Source organism: Streptomyces sp. NPDC088910, assembly GCF_044749865.1.
In the GTDB taxonomy this organism is placed as follows: domain Bacteria; phylum Actinomycetota; class Actinomycetes; order Streptomycetales; family Streptomycetaceae; genus Actinacidiphila.
Genome location: NZ_JBIVIV010000005.1, coordinates 256,843 through 280,296, shown reverse-complemented (window position 1 = coordinate 280,296; position 23,454 = coordinate 256,843). Strand labels below are relative to the sequence as shown.

15 protein-coding genes are annotated in these 23,454 nt (G+C 72.2%); 10 read left to right on the top strand and 5 right to left on the bottom strand.

Annotation, left to right across the window (positions count from 1 at the left end; translation table 11 throughout):
* Nucleotides 1–87 precede the first annotated feature (87 nt).
* Nucleotides 88–798 carry a GntR family transcriptional regulator gene (locus ACIP4Z_RS14440; protein WP_355335293.1) on the top strand — a complete coding sequence of 237 codons (711 nt, stop codon included), beginning with the start codon at nucleotides 88–90 and terminating at the stop codon, nucleotides 796–798.
* Between the two features lie 143 nt (nucleotides 799–941).
* Here the strand turns inward: ACIP4Z_RS14440 and ACIP4Z_RS14435 are convergent, their stop codons facing one another.
* Nucleotides 942–2,396 carry an aminopeptidase P family protein gene (locus ACIP4Z_RS14435; RefSeq protein WP_401307788.1) on the bottom strand — a complete coding sequence of 485 codons (1,455 nt, stop codon included), beginning with the start codon at nucleotides 2,394–2,396 and terminating at the stop codon, nucleotides 942–944.
* A 224-nt stretch (nucleotides 2,397–2,620) separates the two neighbouring features.
* On the opposite strand from ACIP4Z_RS14435, the gene ACIP4Z_RS14430 reads away from it, so the two are divergent.
* The 6 genes from ACIP4Z_RS14430 (at nucleotide 2,621) to ACIP4Z_RS14405 (ending at nucleotide 11,828) form a co-directional block, all read left to right on the top strand.
* Complete coding sequence (locus tag ACIP4Z_RS14430) at nucleotides 2,621–4,357, top strand: ABC transporter substrate-binding protein (protein WP_401307785.1); 1,737 nt, start codon at nucleotides 2,621–2,623, stop codon at nucleotides 4,355–4,357.
* An 83-nt stretch (nucleotides 4,358–4,440) separates the two neighbouring features.
* Nucleotides 4,441–5,418, top strand: a complete 978-nt coding sequence (locus tag ACIP4Z_RS14425) for an ABC transporter permease (RefSeq protein ID WP_401308165.1) — start codon at nucleotides 4,441–4,443, stop codon at nucleotides 5,416–5,418.
* Complete coding sequence (locus tag ACIP4Z_RS14420) at nucleotides 5,415–6,401, top strand: ABC transporter permease (protein WP_355335283.1); 987 nt, start codon at nucleotides 5,415–5,417, stop codon at nucleotides 6,399–6,401. Before ACIP4Z_RS14425 ends, ACIP4Z_RS14420 begins: the two co-directional genes overlap by 4 nt.
* Before the next feature lies 1 nt (nucleotide 6,402).
* A complete protein-coding gene (locus tag ACIP4Z_RS14415; RefSeq protein WP_401307782.1) occupies nucleotides 6,403–7,581 on the top strand; it encodes an ABC transporter ATP-binding protein in 1,179 nt (392 codons plus the stop codon).
* Entirely contained in the window at nucleotides 7,578–8,717 is a 1,140-nt protein-coding gene (locus ACIP4Z_RS14410) for an oligopeptide/dipeptide ABC transporter ATP-binding protein (RefSeq protein WP_355335277.1), read from the top strand. The genes ACIP4Z_RS14415 and ACIP4Z_RS14410 overlap by 4 nt, the downstream gene beginning before the upstream one ends.
* Nucleotides 8,718–9,281: 564 nt before the next feature.
* Entirely contained in the window at nucleotides 9,282–11,828 is a 2,547-nt protein-coding gene (locus ACIP4Z_RS14405) for a collagenase (RefSeq protein WP_401308162.1), read from the top strand.
* Nucleotides 11,829–12,007: 179 nt separating this feature from the next.
* On the opposite strand, the gene ACIP4Z_RS14400 is transcribed toward ACIP4Z_RS14405, so the two are convergent.
* Nucleotides 12,008–12,997, bottom strand: a complete 990-nt coding sequence (locus ACIP4Z_RS14400; RefSeq protein ID WP_401307778.1) for a formylglycine-generating enzyme family protein — start codon at nucleotides 12,995–12,997, stop codon at nucleotides 12,008–12,010.
* A complete protein-coding gene (locus ACIP4Z_RS14395; protein ID WP_401307776.1) occupies nucleotides 12,994–14,373 on the bottom strand; it encodes an ROK family transcriptional regulator in 1,380 nt (459 codons plus the stop codon). The genes ACIP4Z_RS14400 and ACIP4Z_RS14395 overlap by 4 nt, the downstream gene beginning before the upstream one ends.
* Before the next feature lie 248 nt (nucleotides 14,374–14,621).
* On the opposite strand from ACIP4Z_RS14395, the gene ACIP4Z_RS14390 reads away from it, so the two are divergent.
* The 3 genes from ACIP4Z_RS14390 to ACIP4Z_RS14380 all read left to right on the top strand — a co-directional run bounded on the left by ACIP4Z_RS14390 (nucleotide 14,622) and on the right by ACIP4Z_RS14380 (nucleotide 20,990).
* Nucleotides 14,622–16,094: a sulfatase-like hydrolase/transferase gene (locus ACIP4Z_RS14390; RefSeq protein ID WP_401307773.1), complete on the top strand. Its 1,473-nt coding sequence runs from the start codon at nucleotides 14,622–14,624 to the stop codon at nucleotides 16,092–16,094.
* 113 nt (nucleotides 16,095–16,207) lie between these two features.
* A complete protein-coding gene (locus ACIP4Z_RS14385) occupies nucleotides 16,208–17,689 on the top strand; it encodes a sulfatase-like hydrolase/transferase (RefSeq protein WP_401307770.1) in 1,482 nt (493 codons plus the stop codon).
* An 82-nt stretch (nucleotides 17,690–17,771) separates the two neighbouring features.
* Entirely contained in the window at nucleotides 17,772–20,990 is a 3,219-nt protein-coding gene (locus ACIP4Z_RS14380; protein WP_401307767.1) for a chondroitinase family polysaccharide lyase, read from the top strand.
* Nucleotides 20,991–21,076: 86 nt separating this feature from the next.
* Here ACIP4Z_RS14380 and ACIP4Z_RS14375 read toward each other — a convergent pair whose 3' ends face one another.
* Both ACIP4Z_RS14375 and ACIP4Z_RS14370 read right to left on the bottom strand, forming a co-directional pair.
* Complete coding sequence (locus tag ACIP4Z_RS14375) at nucleotides 21,077–22,066, bottom strand: Gfo/Idh/MocA family protein (RefSeq protein ID WP_401307764.1); 990 nt, start codon at nucleotides 22,064–22,066, stop codon at nucleotides 21,077–21,079.
* A gap of 21 nt (nucleotides 22,067–22,087) precedes the next feature.
* Nucleotides 22,088–23,263: a substrate-binding domain-containing protein gene (locus ACIP4Z_RS14370; protein WP_355335259.1), complete on the bottom strand. Its 1,176-nt coding sequence runs from the start codon at nucleotides 23,261–23,263 to the stop codon at nucleotides 22,088–22,090.
* Between the last annotated feature and the right edge of the window lie 191 nt (nucleotides 23,264–23,454).

Sequence of the window (23,454 nt, the reverse complement as noted above, 5' to 3'; positions counted from 1 at the left end):
GCGGGACTCCGGATCCGGAACCCGGTCCCTCCTTGTGGGGCAACGTCACATTGTATGCTGGGAGTTCGTGTGTCTGGAGGATCGGTCATGGCTCATTTGTCGTCGCGCGGCGTCATTCCCGTACGGGAGCACTTGCGCGACCAGGTGGCCAACGCTCTGCGTGCCGCTCTCATCGCGGGCGAACTGCGGCCCGGTGCGGTGTATTCCGCGCCCATTCTGGCCGCCGAGTTGGGCGTCTCGGCCACCCCGGTCCGTGAGGCGATGCTCGACCTCGCCAAGGAAGGACTCGTCGAGGCGGTGCGGAACAAGGGCTTCCGTATCACCGAGATCACCGAACGCGATCTCGACGAGTACACCGAGATCCGCGCGCTGATCGAGGTCCCCACCATCGGGCGGGCCACCGCGGTGGCCACCCCCGAGCAGCTGGAAGCGCTGCGACCGCTCGCCCTGGAGATCGTGGAGACGGCCCGGGGACACGACCTGATCGGTTATCTGGAGGCCGACCGCCGGTTCCATCTCGGACTGCTCGCCCTGGCCGGGAACGGCCATCTGGTGGAGGTCGTGAGCGACCTACGGAAACGTTCTCGGCTGTACGGGCTGAACTGGCTCGACGAGACCGGTCGACTGGTGGCGTCCGCCCAGGAGCACATCGAACTGCTCGACCTCATGCTCGCCCGCGACTCCGAGGGCGCGCAGGAGTGCATCAGCCGCCACCTGGGCCACGTTCGCTCACTGTGGGCGGACGGCGCCGAGGGGGCGGCGACCGCGCCCAACGGACTCCAGCTCGGGACCGCCTGACGTACGGGATGGCCCGACGTACGGGATCGCCTGACGTACGGGACCGCCTGACGTACGGTCCGGGGCGTCGCCCGGCAGCGGACGAGGCCGTCACCGACGGGAGCGTCCGGCGGGCGTCGCCGCCGGACGCCGACCCCGACCGCTCAGGGGTTGAGGAGGCCGCCCATCCACTCCTCGATCGCGTCGGGGGTCCGTGGCAGCGCACCGGACATGAGCCTCGCGCCGTCGGCGGTGATCACCAGGTCGTCCTCAATCCGCAGGCCCATGCCGCGCAGTTCGCGCGGCAGCGTCTCGTCGTCCGGCTGGAGATACAGTCCGGGCTCGACGGTGAGCACCTGCCCCTCCTCCAGAACGCCGTCGAGATACGTCTCGGCCCGTGCGCGCGCGCAGTCGTGCACGTCCATGCCGAGCATGTGACCACTGCTGCACAGCGTCCAGCGGCGGTACACGCCGCTGTCGGGGCTCAACGCCTGTTCCGGCGGGATCTTCAGGACGCCCCAGTCGTACAGCCCCTCGGCGATGACCCGCATTGCGGCCAGGTGGAAGTCGCGGAAGCGCGCCCCCGGGCGCAGCGCGGCGATGCCCGCCTCCTGCGCCGCCAGCACCAGTTCGTACGCGGTGCGCTGGGCCGGTGAGTAGCGGCCGGACAGCGGCAGGGTGCGGGTGATGTCGGCGGTGTAGAGGGTGTCGGTCTCCACTCCCGCGTCCAGGAGCAGCAGTCCGGCGGGGTCCAGCGGGCCGTCGTTGCGTATCCAGTGCAGGACGCAGGCGTGCGCGCCGGAGGCGGCGATGGTCTCGTAGCCGACCCCGTTGCCCTCGGCGCGCGCCCGCAGGGCGAACACTCCCTCGATCCAGCGCTCGCCGCGCGGGTGCCGCAGCGCCTGGGGCAGCGCCCTGACCACGTCCTCGAAGCCGCTCGTCGTGTGGTGGACGGCGAGTTGCAGTTGGCTGACTTCCCAGGGGTCCTTGACCAGCCGGAGTTCGGCGAGGACGGTCGCCAACTCCGCGTCACCGGTGGGCTGGTGGTTCCCGGAGCCGACCAACTCCTCTACGGCCGGGTCCACTCCGGTCAGCAGCCGGACCGGAGGGGAGGCTCCGGTCAGCGGCTTGACCAGGTCGTCCAGGTGCTCGCAGCGCAGCCCGCTGAGGGCGGCGGCCTCGTCGAGGTCGGGACGTCGGCCGACCCAGAACTCGCCGTAACGGCGGTCCCGGTAGAACTCCTGGCCGGTACGGGGCGAGCGGGGCCGCAGGTACAGCACGGCCTGATGGCCGCTGCCCGCCGGCTCCATCAGCAGGACGTTCCCCGGCTGGTCCTCGCCGGTGAAGCCGGTCAGCCAGGCGTACGCCGTGTGCGGGCGGAAGCGGTAGTCGGTGTCGTTGGACCGTACGGCGAGCCGTCCCGCCGGAATGATCAGCCGCTCGCCGGGGAACCGGGCGGACAGCCGGGCGCGGCGACCGGTCGTCAACTCCTCTGCGGGCAGCCGGGTTTCCGGCGGGAGAGGGCTGGGCGCCCAGGCGGTGGCCATGAAGTCTCCCAGAGCGGAGGACACCGGCAGATCGTGGCTGCCGGTGTGCGGTGGGGTGGTGGGTTCGGTCATCGGTGCGCGACTCCTTCGGGTCGGTGCGCGAACGAGGAAAGCGGCCGAACAGGGCGAACGAGGAGGGTGAGGCACGGATCGGTAACGAGAGAGCTGACGGCTTGTCAATGCAATGTCACATTACTATGTTACGAGTCACATCGCACAGGTGTCCTGGCGGCCGCCCTTTTCTCACCCCTTGAAGGCGGTCGCGGTGCCGGGAACTCACAACGGAGTGACACACCATGACCAAGCGCATCAGCGTCGCGTTGGCGATCGGCATAACGACCTCGCTGGCCCTCGCCGCGACGTCCTGCTCGGCCGACACCAAGAGCAGGGACGGAGAGCACAAGGCCCCGGGAGTGGCCACCGGCACCGTCATCGGCGGTACTCCCGAGCGCGGCGGCACCCTCACCGTGCTGTCCAATCAGGACTTCGACCACCTGGACCCCGCCCGCAACTGGGTCATGCCGACCATGGACTTCGGCACCCGGCTGCTCTACCGGACGCTCACCACCTTCAAGGCCGCGCCCGGAACCGCCGGCGGCACGATCGTGCCGGACCTCGCGACCGACCTCGGACGCTCCTCGGAGTACGGGCGGGTGTGGACCTTCACCCTCAAGCCGGGCCTGACGTACGAGGACGGCACCCCGATCAGGGCGCAGGACGTGAAGTACAACGTCGAGAGGTCGTTCTCGCCGGATCTGACCGGCGGCCCCGACTACGCCCGGCAGTACCTGGCGGACACCGACGGCTACACCGGGCCGCTGACCGGCAAGGAGTTGGACTCCATCCGGACGCCGGACGACCGGACCATCGTCTTCCACCTCAAGCGGCCGGTCGCCGAGTTCTCGTACACCGTCACCCTGCCGACCTTCTCGCCGGTCCCGAAGGCCCGCGAGACCGGGGTGCGGTACGACCTGCGGCCGTTCTCCTCCGGCCCGTACAAGATCGAGAGCTACAAGCGGGGCAAGGAGATGGTGCTGGTCCGCAACGCGCGGTGGAGCCCCGGGACCGACCAGGTGCGCAAGGCGTACCCGGACCGCATCGTGGTCACGATGGGTCTGCAGGGCGGACAGATCGACGACCGGCTGATCGCGAGCTCGGGCGCGGACGCCTCGGCCGTCGAATGGGCCAATCTCAGTGCGGCCAGCGTCGCCAAGGTGCTGCCGAACCGCTCGGTGCGGGAGCGGCTGTCCGCCGAGCCGACCGGCTGCACGGACATGCTCTATCTCAACACCGCGCGCGGGCCGTTCACCGATCCCACCGTCCGCGAGGCCATGCAGTACGCCGTCGACAGGTCGGCGCAGGTCACCGCGGACGGCGGACCGGCGCTCAACGACATCGCCACGCACTACCTGCCGCCGCTGCTGACCGGCGGGTTCGTCGCCCCGGTGTACAACGTGCCGCCGTCCGGCGACCCGGCGCGCGCCAAGGAGCTGCTGGCCAAGGCGGGCAAGCCGTCTTTGGACGCCACGCTCACCGTCGCCACCGGGGACAAGACCAGGGCCGAAGCGCTTCAGGCGTCGCTGTCCAAGGCCGGGGTGAAGGTGAGGATCGACGTCGTGGACCCGTCCGTCTTCTACGACACGGTCGGTGACACCGCCCACGCACCCGACATGACGCTCAGCGGCTGGTGTCCCGACTACCCCTCGGGTTCGACCTTCCTGCCCTTCGTCTTCGACGGTCGCACCATCAAGGCCAAGGGCAACCAGGGCAACTTCTCGCAGTTCCGCGACAGTTCGGTGGAGCGGCGGATGGACCAGATCGCCGCGATGTCCAACGCCAACCAGACCAAGGTCGCCTGGATCGGCCTCGACGCGACGATCATGCACAAGTCGCCCGCCGTACCGCTGCTGTGGCAGCGCAAGCCGCTGCTGGTCGGCACCAACGTGGCGGGCGCGTTCGGCCACTCGGCGTGGACCGGGCAGTTCGACTTCGCGGTGATCGGTCTCAAGGACCCCGCTAAGAGCCAGGGGTGAAGGGCGCCACCGGCATGACCACAGAGCGGAAGACCGCCCGGCGGCGGCGCGCCGGGCGGTCGCGGCCCAGCGGCTCCACCGACCTGCCGAATCCGATGCATCCGACCGATCCGAATGTATCTGACGAACCATCACGTCACCTGTCCGGCGGCTTAGTTGACACCAGCGGCGGCCCGTGGCGGCGTGCCTGGCGGCAGTTGTGGCACGAGCCCGCCGCCCGCTGCTCCCTCGTCGTGGTCGTCGTGCTGATCGTCGTGTCCGTCGCGGCGCCGCTCCTGGCCCGACTGGGCGGTTGGCGCCCCGACGAGTTCGACGAGAGCGCGATCGACCCCTACCTCGGCGGCATGCCCCGCGGTTCGTTCGGCGGCATGAGCGCCGACCACTGGCTGGGCGTCGAACCCGCCACCGGACGCGACCTGTTCGCCCGCGTCGTGTACGGCGCGCAGGTGTCGCTGATGATCGCCTTCGCCGCCACGGCCATCGTGGTGGTCGTCGGCACCGCCGCGGGCATCACCGCCGGTTACTTCGGCGGGCGGGTGGACAGCGTCCTGAGCAGGCTGATGGACCTGACCATGTCCTTCCCCTCCCTCATCTTCATGATCGCCATGATGTCGGTGGCCCAGGACGTCAACCGCGTCGCGCTGATGACCGGCGTCATCGGCCTGTTCGGCTGGCCCGGTATCGCGCGCATCGTCCGCGGCGAGACGCTGTCGCTCCGGCACCGCGAGTACGTCGACGCGGCACGGGTCGGCGGCTCCACGGCGCCGCGCATCCTGGCCCGCGAGGTTCTGCCCAACGTGTCGGGGCCGGTCATCGCGTACACCACCCTGCTCGTCCCCGGCATGATCAGCACCGAGGCGGCGCTCAGCTTCCTGGGCGTGGGTGTGCGGCCCCCCACCTCGTCCTGGGGGCAGATGATCTCCCAGGCCGTCGTCTACTACGACACGGACCCGATGTTCTTCGTGATCCCCAGCGTCTTCCTCTTCCTGGCGGTCCTCGCCTTCACCGTCCTGGGCGACGCCCTGCGCGACATCCTCGACCCGCGGGGAGGGCGGTCGTGACGCTCTACGTGATCCGTCGGCTGATCGGCGTGACGGGCGTGCTGCTCGCCGTCTGCGCCATCACCTTCACCATCTTCTATCTGCTGCCCGCCGACCCGGCCGCGGCGGCCTGCGGAAAGTCCTGCAGCACCGAACGCGTCGAGCAGGTGCGCCACATGATGGGCCTCGACCGGCCGGTCTGGCGGCAGTTCGCGGACTACCTCACCGGTATCTTCGCGGGCCGCGACCTGGGCAGCGGCCCGCACGCCGTGCACTGCGGCTTCCCCTGCTTCGGCTACTCCTACGAGAACTCCCTGCCGGTGTGGAGCCTGCTCACCGACCGGCTGCCGGTGTCCGTCTCGCTCGCGGTCGGCTCGGCCGTGCTGTGGCTCGTCCTCGGGCTGGGCGCGGGAGTCACCGCCGCCCTGAAGAAGGGGTCGCTCACCGACCGCGGACTGATGGTCGGCGCGGTCGCCACCGCCTCGCTTCCCGTCTACTTCACCGCCATGGTGCTGATCTGGGGAGCGGTCCGCATCGCCGGGGTGCTGCCCTATCCGTCCTACGTGGCCCTCACCCGCGACCCCGTGCACTGGGCGTCCAACCTCCTGCTGCCCTGGATCGCCCTGGCCCTGCTGTACGCGGCCATGTACGCCCGCCAGAGCCGCAGTTCGATGATCGAGGCGATGGCCCAGCCGTACATCAGGACCGCGCGGGCCAAGGGCATGCCCGAGCGCACGGTCGTGCTCAAGCACGGGCTGCGCTCCGGGATGACACCGGTCCTGACCCTCTTCGGCATGGACCTCGGCGGCCTGCTGGCGGGCGCCGTGATCACCGAGAGCATCTTCGGCATTCCCGGTGTCGGCCAGCTCTTCTTCGACGCGCTCCGCCGTTCCGACCAGCCGGTGATCCTCGGCGTCACGCTGCTGGCCGCCTTCTTCATCGTCGGCGCGAACCTCGTCGTGGACCTGCTCTACGCCGTCATCGACCCGAGGGTGAGGTACTGAGATGGACCAGGACACCGCCGCCGCGGCCACGCCGCCGCTGTTGCGCGTGGACGGCCTCACCGTCTCCTTCCGCACCAAGCGCGGTCCGGTACGGGCCGTCGACGGCATCGGCTTCACCGTCGAGAAGGGGCGCACCCTCGGCCTGGTCGGGGAGTCGGGCTCCGGGAAGTCCGTCACCTCGCTCGCGGTCATGGGACTGCACGAGGACGCCGAGGTCACCGGTTCCATCGCGCTGGGCGGCCGGGAGTTGACCGGTCTGAGCGGTGCGCGACTGAGCGCGCTGCGCGGGCGCCGGATGGCGATGGTCTTCCAGGACCCGCTGTCCAGCCTGCACCCCTACTACACGGTGGGGGAGCAGATCGCCGAGGCGCACCGGCGGCACTTCCGCTCCGGCCGGGCGGTCGCCCGGCGCCGCGCGGTGGAGATGCTCGGCGAGGTCGGCATCCCCGAACCCGCCCGGCGGGTCGCGGAGTACCCGCACCAGTTCTCCGGCGGCATGCGGCAGCGCGTGATGATCGCCATGGCCCTGGCCTGCGAGCCGGACCTGCTCATCGCCGACGAGCCGACCACCGCGCTGGACGTCACCGTGCAGGCGCAGATCCTCGAACTCATCGCCCGCATCCAGCAGGAACGCGGTCTGGGGGTGGTGATGATCACCCACGACCTGGGAGTGGTGGCCCGCGTCGCCCACGAGGTGCTGGTGATGTACGGCGGCAGGGCGGCCGAACAGGCCACGGTGGACGCGCTGTTCGCCGAGCCCGCCCACCCGTACACCCGCGGGCTGCTCGACTCGCTGCCCCGGCTGGACGACGCGGACGACGCGCCGCTGCGTACCGTCCCGGGCTCACCGCCCTCGCTGCTCAGCCTGTCCGAGGGCTGCGCCTTCCTGCCCCGCTGCCCCCGGGCGGCGGTCGCGTCCGAGCCGGAGCGGGAGCGGTGTGCCACCCGGCGCCCGGCCCTGGAGGCGGTGCGCGGCGCGGGGTCGGCCCCGCCGGGGAAGGGCGGCGGGGGAGCCGCCGGGGTCCCACGGGTCCCCGGCGACGGGGGAGAGGCCGTCGCCGCCCCGCCCGGCCCGGCGCATCTGACCGCCTGTCATCTGACGACGGCGGCGCGGTCCGCCGCCGATCCGCCCGCGGACGCCCGGAGCGGGCCGCCCCTCACCGTCAAGGAAACGCGATGAAGCGCACGGACCGAGCACGACCGGCGACGGGATCAGGCCCCGGTACGGGGGCGGCCGTCGCCGATACGAACGGACAGCGCGCCGGGACCGCCCCCGACCGGCGACGACACCTCGAACCCGTCGCCGCCGCGGACGGCGGACCGCCGCCCGCCCTGGAACCGGGCGGCGACCCGCCGTTGCTGTCGGTCCGCGGCCTGGTCAAGACCTTCCCCGGACGACGGCGGCTGGGCAGGGCGACGGCCCCGGTGCGCGCGGTGGACGGGGTCGGCTTCGACCTGGCGGCCGGTGAGACGCTGGGGCTGGTCGGCGAGTCGGGATGCGGCAAGTCCACCACCGGACGGATGGTGGTGCGGCTGCTCGAACCCACGGCCGGCAGTATCCGGTTCGCGGGACAGGACATCACGCATCTGGGCCAGCGGCGGCTCCGGCCGCTGCGGCGGCACATCCAGATGGTCTTCCAGGACCCGTACTCCTCGCTCAACCCCCGGCAGACCGTGGCCCGTATCGTCACCGACCCGCTCCTGGCGCAGGGCACGTCGGCCGGCCGGGCCAGGATCCGCGCCGCCGAACTGCTCGACCTCGTCGGCCTGTTGCCCGAACACCTCGACAGGTATCCGCACGAGTTCTCCGGCGGGCAGGCGCAGCGGATCGGCATCGCCCGCGCCCTGGCCACCGAACCGCGGCTGGTCATCGCGGACGAACCCGTCTCGGCGCTCGACGTCTCGGTGCAGGCGCAGATCGTCAACCTGATGGAACGTCTCCAGGACGAACTCGGCCTGGCCTACGTGTTCGTGGCCCACGACCTCTCGGTCGTCAAGCGGGTCTGCGACCGGGTGGCGGTGATGTACCTCGGCCGTGTCGTCGAGATCGGTGACAAGTCCCAGGTGTACGAGCGCCCCGCGCACCCGTACACCGCGGCGCTGCTGTCGGCGGTGCCGGTACCCGACCCGGCGGTGGAACGCGTGCGGCAGCGGATCGTGCTGCGCGGCGATCCGCCCAGTCCCGCGGCGCCGCCGTCGGGCTGCGCCTTTCACCCGCGCTGCCACAAGGCACAGGAGATCTGCGGCGTCACCCGCCCCGAACTGGCCGGTCCGCCGCGCCGACAGGTCGCCTGCCACTTCCCGGACGCCGATTGAGGGAGCCGATTGACAGGGCCGCACGACCACGCCGACTGACGGGGCCGCACGACCACGCCGATTGACAGAGCCGCACGCTCGGACCGCTTGACAGGGCCGCCTGACCGGCCGAGGCACGGGTCCGGTCGGCAGGGCTGCTCCGTGCGCCGGACAGCGGGGTCGAGCGACTCCGCCGCGTCCGCCTGCGCGCGGGCGGGCCCGGTCCGGGCGCGGGGAATTCCCGGGCGCGGGGGAGCAGGGAAACGGCCTGGGGCCACCGGAATTCCGGTGGCCCCAGGCCGTTTTCGCGAGTTCTCCACCCAGGGTTCCCAAGCGATGTGACATGTGCAATGGTACATGGCGCACAACCTGAAAGCCGTGCTCATGCCAAAAGCTGAGGCACGGCTCGCGGTCCGTCCGGGACCGCACCGCCCACTCCCCACAGTGCCGGGCGGGCCCGGACGGGTGCACCGCGAATCCCCCCTCGCCGCGCAACGGAGCGCGGCACACACCGCTGGGAGGCGGCACGTGAACACCCAACCGGTACGACGAAGTCTCACCGGGTTCCTGATACTCGCCCTGGCCATGTGCCTGGGCATCGGCATGCTGATCCACCCGGAACGGGCCGCGGCAGCGCAGCCGAAGCCCGCCGGGACCGCGGCCACCCGCCCCGGCCCGGCGGCCCAGCCCGCCACGGTCGCCGCGGCGAAGTCCGACCACACCGGAGCCGGTTCGCTCAGCGCGGCCGACCGGGCGCCGCTGCCCGCGTCCAAGGACGCGCTCAAGCAGGACTACGACGCGCCGAGGGCGCCGGTGGTCAGCCACTCCGCGCCGTCCATGAAGGCCGCGGCGCGGGCCAAGGCCAGGGCCAACGGCCTGACCGCGGCGGCGACATGCAACGCCTCGGACTTCACCGGCCGGACCGGCAGCGCCCTCGTCGCCCAGATCAAGGCGTCCACCACGGACTGCGTCAACACGCTGTTCAACCTGACCGGCACCGACGCCTACAACGCCTTCCGCGAGGCGCAGATGACCACCGTCGCCTACGCCATGCGCGACGGCTCGGCCGCCTACCCCGGTGACAGCAGCACCGGCATGCCGCAGCTCGTGCTCTACCTGCGGGCGGGCTACTACGTCCAGTACTACAACTCCTCGGCGGTCGGCAGTTACGGCACCGCCATGGTCACGGCCATCCGCAGCGCCCTGGACGCCTTCTTCGCCAGCGCCCACTCCGGCGACGTCACCGACGCCAACGGCGAGGCCCTCGCCGAGGCCGTCACCCTGATCGACAGCTCCGAGCAGGACGCCCGCTACCTGTACGTCGTCAAGCGGCTGCTGAACGGCTACAACAGCTCGTACGACGCGTCCTGGTACATGCTCAACGCCGTCAACAACGTCTACACCGTGCTGTTCCGCGGCCACCAGTTCCCGGACTTCGTCGCGGCCGTCGTGGCCGACCCGAGTGTGCTGGACACGCTGTACAACTTCGCCGGCTCGCACCTGGCGCTGCTGAGCACCGACCAGGCGTACCTGACGTCCAACGCCGGGCGTGAACTGGGCCGGTTCCTCCAGGAGTCGGCCCTGCGCGCCAAGGCCAGCCCGCTGGTGGCCGCGCTGCTGAGCCGGACCGCCATCACCGGACCCACCGCGGCCCTGTGGGTCGGCCTGGCCGAGATGACCAGCTACTACGACGCGTCGAACTGCTCGTACTACGACACGTGCAACCTCGCCGACCGGCTCAAGAGCTCGGTGCTCACGTCCAACTACACGTGCAGTTCCAGCATCCGCATCCTCGCCCAGGACATGACGGCCGCTCAGCTCAGCTCCTCCTGCGCCAGCCTGCGCGCCCAGGACGCGTACTTCCACGGCCTCGTCCACGACAGCGGGCCCGTCGCCAACGACAACAACTCCACCATCGAGGTGGTGGTCTTCAACTCCAGCACCGACTACCAGACATACGCCGGGGCCATGTACGGCATCGACACCAACAACGGCGGCATGTACCTGGAGGGCGACCCCGCCGCGGCCGGCAACCAGCCCCGCTTCATCGCCTACGAGGCCGAGTGGGTGCGCCCGGACTTCCAGATCTGGAACCTGAACCACGAGTACACGCACTACCTCGACGGCCGGTTCGACACCTACGGCGACTTCACCGCGAGCACCGCCACGCCGACCACCATCTGGTGGATCGAGGGCTTCGCCGAGTACGTCTCCTACTCCTACCGCAACGTGGTCTACACCGACGCGCAGAATCAGGCCGCGACGCACGGCTACACCCTGCGGTCGATCTTCGGCAACACCTACGACTCGGGCCAGACCCTGGTCTACAACTGGGGCTACCTCGCGGTGCGTTACATGCTCCAGTCGCACCCGGCGGACGTCACCGCGCTGCTCGCCGACTACCGCAGCGGCAACTACGCCGCCGCGCAGACCCTGCTCACCAGCACCATCGGCACGCGCTACAACAGTGACTGGGACGCCTGGCTCACCAAGTGCGCGGTGGGGAACTGCGGCAGCATCGGCGGCGGCAACCCGCCCGGCAACCAGGCGCCCACGGCCGCCTTCACCTCGACCGTCAGCAATCTGACCGCCGCCTTCACCGACAGGTCGACGGACAGCGACGGCACCATCGTCTCCCGCGCCTGGAACTTCGGTGACGGCACCACCTCCACCGCCGCCAACCCGTCCAGGACGTACACGGCCGCGGGCACGTACACCGTGACACTGACCGTCACCGACAACGGCGGCGCCACCAACACCACGTCGCGGACGGTCACGGTCGGCAGCGGCGGCGGCACGGCGCCCGAGTGCACCGGCGCCGACGTCAACCAGCTCGGCAAGAACTGCAAGCGCGGCAATCTGTCGGCGCCCACCGGCGACTACGCCTACCTGTACCTCTACCTGCCCGCGGGCACCACGACCCTGAAGATCACCTCGGCCGGCGGGACCGGCAACGCCGACCTCTACTACAGCAGCACCGGGTGGGCCACGACCGCCAGCTACACCAGCAAGGCCACCGGCAGCGGCAACGCCCACACCCTGACCGTCACCAACCCGACGGCCGGTTACGTCTACGTCAGCCTCTACGCCGTCCAGGGCTTCAGCGGAGCCTCGGTCACCACGTCCTACTGATCCCGGCCGCCTGCCGGTAGCGGGCGCACGGAACAGGAGGCACCACGGTCCGAAGGGGCGGACAGCGGTCACCACCGCTGTCCGCCCTCCGGGCCGCCCGTACCCCGGAAGCGGGGCGACCCCTCGCTTCCGGCCGGTCGGTCAGCCGGGTCGGTCGGGTCGGTCAGCCGGTCGGTCAGTCAGTCGTCGACGGCGCACCGGAAGCCGCCGTGCGCCGTGGTGCTGTCCGGAGTGTTGGAGGTACGGGCGGCGACCCGGTAGCGGTTGCAGTAGGAGTGGTGGCACAGATACGAACCGCCGCGCAGCACCCGGTTGTCGCCGACGGGAGGACCCACCGGGTCGACCCGTGTCTCGGGCCGGGGCGCGGCGTGCCAGTCGGGGGAGAACCGGTCCGCGCACCACTCCCAGACATTGCCCGAGGCGTTGTGGAGCCCGTAGCCGTTGGGAGTGAAGGCGTTGGCGGGCGCGGTGCCCAGATATCCGTCCTCGCGGGTGTTGCGGACCGGGAAGTCGCCGCGCCAGATGTTGCAGCGGTGCCGCCCGTTGGGGGTCAGCTCGTCCCCCCAGGGGAAGCGGGCCCGTACCAGTCCGCCGCGTGCGGCCTTCTCCCATTCCGCCTCGGTGGGCAGCCGCTTGCCCGCCCAGGCCGCGTAGGCGACGGCGTCGTGCCAGGAGATGTGCACCACGGGGTGGTTGCCGCGCTCCCCGATCGAGGTGCCGGGGCCTTCGGGCGAGCGCCAGCAGGCGCCCGAGACCGCTCGCCACCACGGCGCGCCCGGCACGCGGCCGGGAAGCACCGCGTGCCGCGCCCGCGGAGGCACGAAGCCGCCGAAGACGTAGGACCAGCCGCTCAGTTCGGCCTGGGTGCGGTAGCCGGTGGCCTTGACGAACACGGCGAAGCGGGAGTTGGTGACGCATGTCGCGTCGATGCGGAAGGCGCTGACCGTCACCTCGCGCACCGGCCCCTCGCCGTCGTCGGGGAACGCGTCCTCGTCGTCGCCGCCCATCAGATAGGGGCCTGCGGGCACGGCGACCATGCCGCGCAGCACCTCCGCGCGCGGGCGGTCGGGAACGGCGAAGTCCCGTGGCGGAGGCGCGAGTTCGCTTCCCGTCCCGGCTCCGGCCTCGGCCGTTCCGCCGTGACCGCCGGGGCCGCAGCACGCCGTCACCGGACACCACCGGCGTCACCCGTGCCACCGGCCGGATCACCGCGGCGTCCCGGCGGCGGCGCACCGCCGTCCACGAGGACGTCGACCCGCTCGCCCGCCGCGTGCAGCAGCATCGCGACGGCGCCCTGGGCCGCGGCGTCGTCGCCGAGCGTGGAGGCCCTGACGGGGATGGTCCGCGCGGCGGCCGGCAGGGAGAACGCCGTGAGCTGCGCGCGGACCGTGTCGAGGACCGGAGCGCCGAGGGCGGCGAGTTCACCGGCGATCACCACGCACGCGGGGTCCGTCTGGGCGGCGAGCGCGGCGAGCACACGGCCCGCCGCCGTCGCGGCCCCGGCCACGACGTCGGCCGCCGGTCGCTCGCCGGACGCGGCCCGCGCCACCAGTTCGCGCCCGTCCCGGACGCTCGCCCCCCTGGCGCGGCACTCGGCCAGCAGCGCGGGGACGCCGATCACGCCCTCCAGGCAGCCGCGGCCCCCGCAGTAGCAGTCCGCTCCCCGCGGGTCGCAACTGGTGTGGCCGATCTCGCCCGCCGCGCCGTGCGCGCCGCGTACCAGTCGGCCGTCCACCACGAGCCCGCCGCCGACCCCCTGCGACCAGTGCAGGTACACGATGTCGGACAGGCCGCGCGCCGCGCCCCAGGTGATCTCGGCCAGCGCGGCCAGCCGCGTGTTGTTGTCCGTGGCCACCGGCGCCTCGAAGTGGTCGCCGAGCCCGGCGACGATCCGGGCCGCGGAGGCCGCCCGGTCCGCGGGGTCCGGCGGACGCTCGTCGTCCGGGCGCCGCACCGGCCCCGGCAGGCCGAGGCCGACGCCGGTCACCGGGGCGAGGCTCACCCCGCGCTCCGCGACCAGTTCGCCGACGGCGGCGACGACCGCGGCCACCCGCTCGTCGGGTCCGGCCTCCGCGCGCAGCGCGGTGCTGGACCGGGCGACGACCTCGTGGGCGTGGTTGGCGATCACGATCTGCAAGCGGGTCGGAAGCAGCCCGATGCCGATGAGCTGCGCGCCGCGCGGGTTGAGGGAGACCGCCATGGCGGGGCGGCCGGGGCCCCTCGGCGGCTGGGTGCCGGTGCGGGCGCCCGCGTCGGCGGTCGGGTCCGGGGCGCCGTCCGCCGCGGACGCGGTCGCGGCGGCCGTCCCCGTACCGCCGCCGGAGCCCGCCGCCCAGGTGCCGTCCGGCGCGGTCATCGGCCGCTCGACGACGGCCTCGCGGGCGAGCAGGTCCGAGACGATCGTGAACAAGGTGGTGCGGGAGAGCCCCAGCCGCTCGATCAGCTCCGCGCGGCTCAGTGCTCCCGCGCGCCGCAATTCGCCGAGCACCGCCGCCTCGTGGGCGGCGCGCAGTCGGTGCAGTGCGGCTCCGCGTCGGTCTGGCATGTCCGCATGATCGGACCGCGCCGTGGATTCTGTCAAGTTTCGGGACTAATCCATCCGCGCTGGTCAGTGCCTTCGACGGTGAGGTGCTCGCCGGATTCGGGGACCTCGGCCGGTGATTAGTCCCGAGGGTTGACCAAAATGCCGGGCCGTCCTTACGGTGCACGGGAGCCGACCAAGCGACGACAGCGCCGCGAGCGGTGGGAGCGGAGGGGCGGCGGCCGGTGAGCCCGCACAACATCCTTTTTCTGATGACCGACCAGCACCGGGTGGACACCCTCGGCGCGTACGGCAACACCGTCGTCGAGACCCCGGCCCTGGACGGACTCGCGGCGCGGGGGACGCGGTTCGACCGGTTCTACACTCCGACGGCGATCTGCACACCGGCGCGCGCGTCGCTGGCCACCGGCCTGCACCCGTTCCGGCACGGCCTGCTCGCCAACCCCGAGCGCGCCGCCGGCGGCCAGGACGAGCTGAACGAGAGCCAGCCACTGCTCTGGCCCCAACTGCGGGCGGCCGGTTACCAGGTCGGCCACGTCGGCAAGTGGCACATCGGCCGCGAGCACGGCCCCGAGCACCACGGCCTGGACGGCGAGCACCTGCCCGGCGCGCTCAACCCCGTACGCCACCCGTCGTACCAGCGATGGCTGGCGGACCGCGGCCTGCCGCCGTTCGCGGTGACCGACCCCGTCTTCGGCACCGCCGCCAACGGCGTCGGCCGGGGCCACCTCATCGCGGGTCGGCTGCGGCAGCCCGTCGAGGCCACCGTCGAGGCCTTCCTCACCGACCGCACCCTCGCGCTGCTGGAGCGGTACGCCGCCGGCCGGCGCACGTCAGGGCGGCCGTTCATGCTGTCCTGCCACTGGTTCGGACCGCATCTGCCCTATCTCTTGCCCGACCACTACTACGACCTCTACGACCCGGACGATGTCGTGCTGCCCGAGTCGATGGCCGAGACCTTCGCGGGCAAGCCCGACGTACAACGCCGCTACAGCGAATACTGGTCGGCCGACGCCTTCGACGCGGACGCCTGGCGCAAGCTGATCGCCGTCTACTGGGGCTACGTCACCATGATCGACCACCAGATCGGCCGGATTCTGCGCGCCCTGGAGGAGTACGGCCTGGGCGACGACACCGCCGTGTTCTTCACCGCGGACCACGGCGAGTTCACCGGCGGCCACCGGCTGAACGACAAGGGCCCGGCGATGTACGAGGACATCTACCGCGTCCCCGCCATCGCGCGGGTGCCGGGCGGCCCCGCCCAGGTCTCGGACGCCTTCGCCACGCTCACCGACCTCAACCCCACCCTGCTGGACATCGCGGGCCTGCCCGCCCCCGAACCCTGCGACGGCGACAGCCTGTTGCCGCTGCTGACCGGCGACACCGGGGGAGCGCGCGCGGTCCTGGACCGGACCGAGGTCGTCGCCGAATTCCACGGCCACCACTTCCCGTACTCCCAGCGCATGATCCGGGACCGCCGGTACAAGCTCGTCCACAACCCGGAGAGCGTGCACGAGCTGTACGACCTGGACCGCGATCCGCACGAGTTGCGCAATGTCCACGGGTCCCCGGCGTACGCCGACGTCAGGCGGGAGCTGACCGGGCGGCTCTACCGAGAACTGCTGCGCCGCGGCGACCCCGCCCACAGTTGGATGGGCTACACGGCCGACATCGGCGGCCACCGCGCACCGGACCTCGACGGCGTGGCCGACGACCTCGGCTGAACCGGCCGGTCACCCGGGCCCGGCCGTCCCGCACCGGCCCGCCCCCGACCGCCGGGCCCGTCCGCCCGCGCCCCGCGACCCACCTCACCATCAGCCCACCAGGGAGACCCACCATGGCAAGCCACGACCCGCGGCGCCCGAACGTCCTGCTCATCCTCAGCGACGACCAGGGCCACTGGGCCCTCGGCTGCGCGGGCAACGACGAGATCGTCACCCCGTCCCTCGACGCGCTCGCCGAGAGCGGCACCCGGCTGGAGAACTTCTTCTGCACCTCCCCGGTCTGCTCACCGGCCAGGGCCAGCCTCTTCACCGGCCAGATCCCGTCCCGCCACGGGGTGCACGACTGGCTCTCCGGCGGCCACGCGGGCCCGGACGGCCAGGACTTCCTCGCCGGACAGCGGCTGTTCACCGACGAGTTCGCCGACGCCGGCTACCGGCTGGGCCTGTCCGGCAAATGGCACCTCGGCGCCAACGACCGGCCGCGCCCCGGCTTCACGCACTGGTACGCGCACGAGAGCGGCGGCAGCGCCTACCACGACGCACCGATGTACCGGCACGGCACGAGGGAACCGGCCGCCGGATATCTCACCGACGTCCTGGCCGACGACGCGGTGGACTTCCTGAACGGCGAGGCCGGACGGGAGGAGCCCTTCTACCTCTCGCTGCACTTCACCGCCCCGCACAAGCCCTGGAAGGGCCAGCACCCGCCGCAGTTCGAACGCCTCTACGCGGACTGCGCGTTCGACACCTGCCCGCAGGAGGAACCGCACCCGTGGCAGCCGCTGGTCGACGGCGTACCGGTCGGCGGCGAGGCCGACGTCCGGGCCGCCCTCGTCGGCTACTTCGCCTCCGTCACCGCCATGGACACCGCCGTCGGACAGGTCCTGCGGACCCTCGCGGACCTGGGCCTCACCGACAGCACGCTGGTGGTGTTCTCCAGCGACAACGGCTTCAACTGCGGCCACCACGGCATCTGGGGCAAGGGCAACGGCACCTTTCCGCAGAACATGTACGACAGCTCGGTCAAGGTCCCGGCGATCATCGCGCAGCCCGGCCGGATCAGCGCGGGCTCGGTGCGCCACGAACTGCTGTCGGCGTACGACTTCGCCGCCACGCTCCTGGAGTGCGCCGGGCTGGACGCGGAACCGTTCGAGACCGGACCCGGCAGATCCTTCGCGCCACTGCTGCTGACCGGCCGGCCGAGCCAGCCGCCGCCGCCCCGGCCCGTGGTCGTCTACGACGAGTACGGTCCCGTCCGGATGATCAGGACCGCCGAGTGGAAGTACGTCCACCGGTACCCGCACGGTCCGCACGAGCTGTACGACCTGGCCGCCGATCCGGGCGAGCGCGTCAACCTCGTCGCCGACCCGGCGCACCGCGAACGCGTCGGCGACCTGCGGCGCCGGCTCGACGCGTGGTTCACGGAACACGGGGACCCGGCGCGGGACGGCAGCCGCCTGCCGGTCACCGGAGCCGGGCAGCGCGCGCCGCTGGACGCCGGACGGGGCGGCGCCGACGCTCCGGACGCGGACCCGCTCGGCGCCTTCGACGACCCCGAGTGGCAACCGCCGCATCCGCCGTTCAGTCCTTCTTGAATCGTTCTGTCCCCGGCCGCTGTGATGCAGGCGAACCCCTCCCCTCACGGGAACCCGGCGAGGGAGTACCGGAGGACAGACCATGCCAGAGCAGCCCCAAGGATTCACGCGACGCAAGGCGCTGATCGGCGCCGCACTCGGATCGGCCGCCGCCGCGCTGCCCGTCGCGGCCGCACCGGCGGCGGCCGACAGCCCGGCGGCGAACGGCGCCGCGGCCGGCCCCCCGGGGCAGGCCGCGGACGCGCCGAGCGTCGAGGACCAGGCACTCGCCCTCGACCCGCCGGTGTTCCTCTTCGAGACCCGGATACCCGAGCACCTGCGCACCGGGCCCGGCTCGCGGGTGAGCATCAGCGCCGCCACCGCCCGGATCGGCCCGCACTCCCTGCGCTGGGACTACCGGCCGGGCGCCGAACTGGAGATCCGTACCCCGCTGCGCTACGCACCCGACGCGTATCGCGACGGCGACGACCAGGCGACCATGGGGACGGTCGACACCTTCGCCGTGTGGATCCACAACGACCGGGCCCTCGACGACGTGCTCCGGGTGGAGTTCGGGCGCGGCCGGCGCGCCGACGCGTGGTGCGAGATCCACCTCGGCTTCACCGGCTGGCGGACCGTGTGGATCCGCTACGGGTACGACCTGTCGGGAAAGCCGCGCGCGGGCATGGACACCCTGCGGTTCGTCGCGCCCCGGCGCTCCGGCGCGGGCACCTTCCACCTCGACCAGCTCATCGTCAACACCGAGCTGCGCCCCGACCACCCCACCCGTGACCGGCAGGTGCCGTTCGTCAACCGCGAGGGCGACCGGGCCGCCAACGCCCATTGGCTGGCCCTGCTCTCGTACGCCGACCGGCTCGCCGCGCACCCGCTGCCGGAACCCGAGCCCACAGCGGGGGAGAGCGACTCGCTCGCCGAGGTGACCCGGCGCTATCACGCGGTCCTGCGCAAGTCCCTCACAGTGGACGACGCGGCGGTCGCGGCGCTGGCCTCCGCGACCGACGGCCTCGGTGTGCCGTACCCCGGTGAGCGGGCGCCGGGCCGGGCCGTCGACTCCTACCAGACGGAGATCTACCCGCCGCGGATCGCCGCCGCGCTCAACGCGTTCGTCGCCGGCAGCCCGCTGCGCCAGGTCACCGACCTGATGTACCAGATCGCCTGCGCGTACGACGCCGCGTCGCACGACGCGCACCGGACCCGGCTCACCGATCTGTACGTACGGATGCTGGACCACCTCCGCGAACAGGGCTGGGCGGCGGGGAGCTGCCAGGGCACGATCCACCACCTCGGCTACCAGTTCCGCGGTTTCTACGACTCCGTCCACCTGATCCGTGACGCCCTGGCCGAGCGGGGGCTGCTGGACGGTGTCCGGGAGGACCTGGCCTGGTTCACCGGACTCGGCCGACTGCTCCAGGACTTCGGCGACGCCGAGTCCTACGGCGGCATCTTCGACATCCTCAACACCAACCTCCAGGGCATGCTCGGCACCGCCCTGCTCATGCCGACCCCGGCCGGGCAAGTGGCGCACCTGCACGCGCTGCGGCGCTGGCTGGACGCCGCCCTGACCGTCTCGCCCGGCATCATGGACGGCTTCAAGGCCGACGGCTCCGTCTTCCACCACCTGGGCATGTACCCGGACTACGCCCGCGACGGCTACAAGGGGTCGGCCCCGACCGTCGACATCCTCAGCGGCACCGCCTTCCGGGTGGGGGAGGCGGCACACGGCCGCTACAAGGACGCGTTGCTGCGGATGCGCGTCTACGCCAACGCCTCGGACTGGCCGCTGTCGCTGGCCGCCCGGCACCCCACCGGTCTGACCGCGCTCGCCCTGCCGCCCTACCAGTCGCTCACCACCGCCGGGTCCCCGGACGGCTCGCGGGAGCTGGACCCCGAGGTGGGCGCGGCGTTCCTGCGCCTGCTGCCCGCCAAGCCGAGTTCCGTGCAGAAGGCGCTGGCCCAGCGGTTGGCCGCCGCGGGCGTCACGGCGGAAGCCGCGCCGACGGGCAGTTGGGCGATGAACCACAGCGCGCTGGCCCTCCACCGACGCGACAACTGGCTGGTCGCGGTCCGCGGCCACAGCCGCTACCTGTGGAGCACCGAGATCTACGCCACCGACAACCTCTACGGGCGGTACACCACCTACGGCCAGATCCAGGTCCTCGGCCGCGGCGACCCGGTCGACAACCTCGCCAGCGGATTCCGGCAGCCCGGCTGGGACTGGAACCAGTGGCCGGGCACCACGGCCATCCGCCTGCCCTACGAAGAGCTGCGGTCCAACCTGGCGGGCGCGATCGAGCAGATGCCGCTCACCGAGTCGCGGTTCGGCGGCGCGGGCACCATCGACGACCGGCACGCCGTCTTCGCGATCGACCTGCGCGAACACCCCGTCTTCAACCCCTCGCACCGGGCACGCAAATCGGTGTTCCTCTTCGACGAGCGGGTCATCGCCCTCGGCTCCGGCATCCGCAACGACGACTCCGTCCACCCGACGCGGACCACGCTCTTCCAGTGCCACCTGGCCGAGCCCTCGGAACCGGTGATCCACAGCGCCCTGGGCGCGGTCGCCGACTTCCCCTACGCCGTCGACCGCACGCCGTCCGACCCGACGTGGCTGATCGACCCGGTCGGCAACGGCTACTGGATACCGCCGGGCCAGCGGCTCGCGCTGACTCGCGCCTCCCAGACCGCTCCCGACCAGAGCACGGGCACACCCGGTGCCGCCGACTTCGCCACCGCGTGGCTCGACCACGGGAGCGCGCCGCGCGGCGGCCGTTACGCGTACGCCCTGATCGTGGACGCCACACCGGAGGACATGAGGGACTTCGCGGCGCGGATGGCCGACCCGACGATCGCGCCGTACTCGGTGCTGCGCCATGACGACGGCGCGCACGTCGTGCACGACCGGGCCACCGGGATCACCGCGTACGCCGTCTTCGAGCCGCAGCGCACCCTGGCGGCGGGCGGCCCGATCACGGCGGTGGACACGCCCTCGCTGCTGCTCGCGCGCCCGGACTCGGGCGGCCTCGTGCTGTCCGTCACCGATCCGGACCTGCGCCTGTACGAGGGCCGGGACCGGGACCAGTACGACCGGAACGGCGCGTTCGTCGGCGTGCTCAGCCCGTTCTCCAGGCCCTGGCGGGACAGCCGGGGAAGCACCCACCGGCTGCGGCTGGTCCTGCGTGGCGCCTGGCGGACCGCCGAGCCCCACACCGAGGTCCGCACCGCCGTGCACGGCGGCCTGACCTCGGTGGACGTCCGGTGCCATCTCGGCCTGGGGGTACAGATCCGGCTGCGGTCCGCGTGAAGGCGCCGGGCGGCGGATGAGCGGGCGACGGGAAGGGCCGGTGCCGGGGGTTTCCTCCCGGGCACCGGCCCTTCCGGGCGTCGGCGTCAGACGCTCTGCGCGGCGCCCACCCCGACCGGCTCTCCGGTCGCGGCCGAGGCGTACGACGCCAGGACGAGTTCCACGATGTGGCGGCCGTGTTCCGGGGTGACCCGGGGGGCGGCGCCGCCGACGGCCGCGACGAAGTCGGCGAGCTGCTCGCGGAAGGCGTCCGGGATGTCCGTACCACTCGGGGTGTGGATCTGCCGGGTGCGGCCGTCGATGCGCAGAAACGTTCCCGCCCGCGGGTCGGCGACCACCGAACCGCGTTCGCACACCACGGTCAGCTCGTCGACCTTGTGGGGCGGGTCGGAGATCACCGAGACACCGGCCAGCCCGCCGTTGGCGAGCCGCAGCGCGACGGTGCCGTCGGTCTCGACGGGCGCGCCGAACCGCTCGGTGACGGCCGCGGTCAGCGAGACCGCGGGCGCGCCGCCCAGCCAGACCGACCGGTCCAGGCAGTGGGCGCCGATGTTCATCAGCGCGCCGCCGCCCGCCAGTTCACGGGAGAAGAACCAGGGGGAGCGGGTGCCGGGCCGGTAGTCCGTGCTGCGGTAGTCGTGCACGGCCAGCGGCGCGCCCAGCACACCGTCGGCGATCGCCCGCTCGGCGGCGCACTTGTCGGGCAGGAAGTGCTGGATGTGCCCGACGGACAGGGTGACCCCGGCCTGCGCGCAGGCCGCGGCCATCGCGTCGCAGTCGTCGAGGGTGGTGGCCATCGGCTTCTCCACCAGCACATGCAGGCCGTGCGCGGCGGCGTCCAGGACCATCCTGCTGTGGAGCGCGTGCGGGGTGTTGACGATGACCGCGTCGACCGAGCGGCAGGCGAGCAGGTCGCGGTAGTCGGTGAAGGTCGCGGCCCCGTGCGGCGCGGCGACCCGGCGGGCCGCCGATTCCTCCAGGTCACAGACCGCCGTCAGGCGGGTGTCCGCGATCCGGTCCGCGGCCAGGGCGTGCAGGTCCGCGACCGCGCCCGCGCCGATCAGTCCGATACGCATGGAACTCCTTGTCGGTGGGATTCAGGACATCTCGGGGAGCGGTCGCGGCTCCGCGCGGAGCGCGGCGGCCCCGCAGGAGGCGCGCACGACGATCCGCGGGCGGAGCAGCACTTGGTGCAGGGGACAGGCGTCGCCCTCGGAGAGCCGGCGCAGCAGCACCTCGGCCGCCATCCGGCCGACCCGGTACTTCGGCGGGGAGACCGCGGTGAGCGGCACCTCCGCTATGTCCGCGGTCTCGTCGTCGTACGAGACCAGGGCCAACTGCCCCGGGATCTGCGTGCCGTGACGTCGGGCGGCGGCCTCCAGCAAAATCGCCTCCCGGTCGCCGAAGACCAGGGCCGCGGTCGTCCTGGACTCCATCAGGTCGGCGATCATCCGGTCGGCCAGCGCGGCGGTCCACTGCGCCTTCTCGGCTTCGTGGCGGAAGCTCCCCGACAGCCCGAGGTCGTCCATCGCCCGCCGGAAACCCAGCGCGACGGCGACCCCGGTCGGATTGCGGCTGCGGGTGATCAGCGCGATCCGCTCGTGCCCCAGCCGGTGCAGATGCAGCACCGCGTCGTACGCGCCGCCCAGATGGTCGGAGCAGACGTGCTCGGTACGGTCACCGGGACCCGCGTCGATGAGGCGGCGCTCCAGCAGGACCGCGGGCACCGGCAGCGACATCAGCTCACCGGCCCGGACCCCGGGGTCCTCGATCCCGGTCAAGGTGGGTACCAGCAGCAGCCCGTCGACGCCGGATTCCAGCAGGAAGTCCAGGTCGCGGTCCTCCTCGGCGCGGTCGTAGTGGTACGTGGCGAGTTGCAGGCCGACACCGGCCGCGGACAGCGCCTCCTCGATGCCCTGGAGCACCCGGGGGTAGTACAGCTTGGTGTCGGGGACGAGGACGCCCACGGTCCGCCGGGTGCGCGGCGCCTGCTGCCGGGGGCTCGCCACGAAGCTGCCCGAGCCCTGCCGCCGTACCACCAGACCCTCTTCGACCAGCAGGTCGAAGGCGCGCCGTACCGTGGTCAGCGACAGGCCGGTCTCCTGGGACAGCCCGCTCTCGGTCGGCAGCTTCGCGCCGGTGGGCCAGTCGCCGGCCAGGATGCCGCGGCGCAGTTCCGCCGCGAGCGACTGGAACTTGAGGTTGCGCGCGGCGGTGTCCCGCACCGAGCCGGTCCTGCGGCGGCTGCCACCGGAACGGGATGAATCGGCCATGTCGTCCCTCTGCTGGAGTGTCGCCGAGCGTGGTCCGCTCCGATTGTCGCGCCCGGCAGGAGAGCAATAAAGGACTAATCAGGGACGGCTTCATGACGGACCGGCGGACTTCTCCGGTGACGGCGGAGCATCCGCCGACTACCAAGCGGATTCGGGACGCAATACGTCTTGAATGCTCTCTTCCGCGCTCG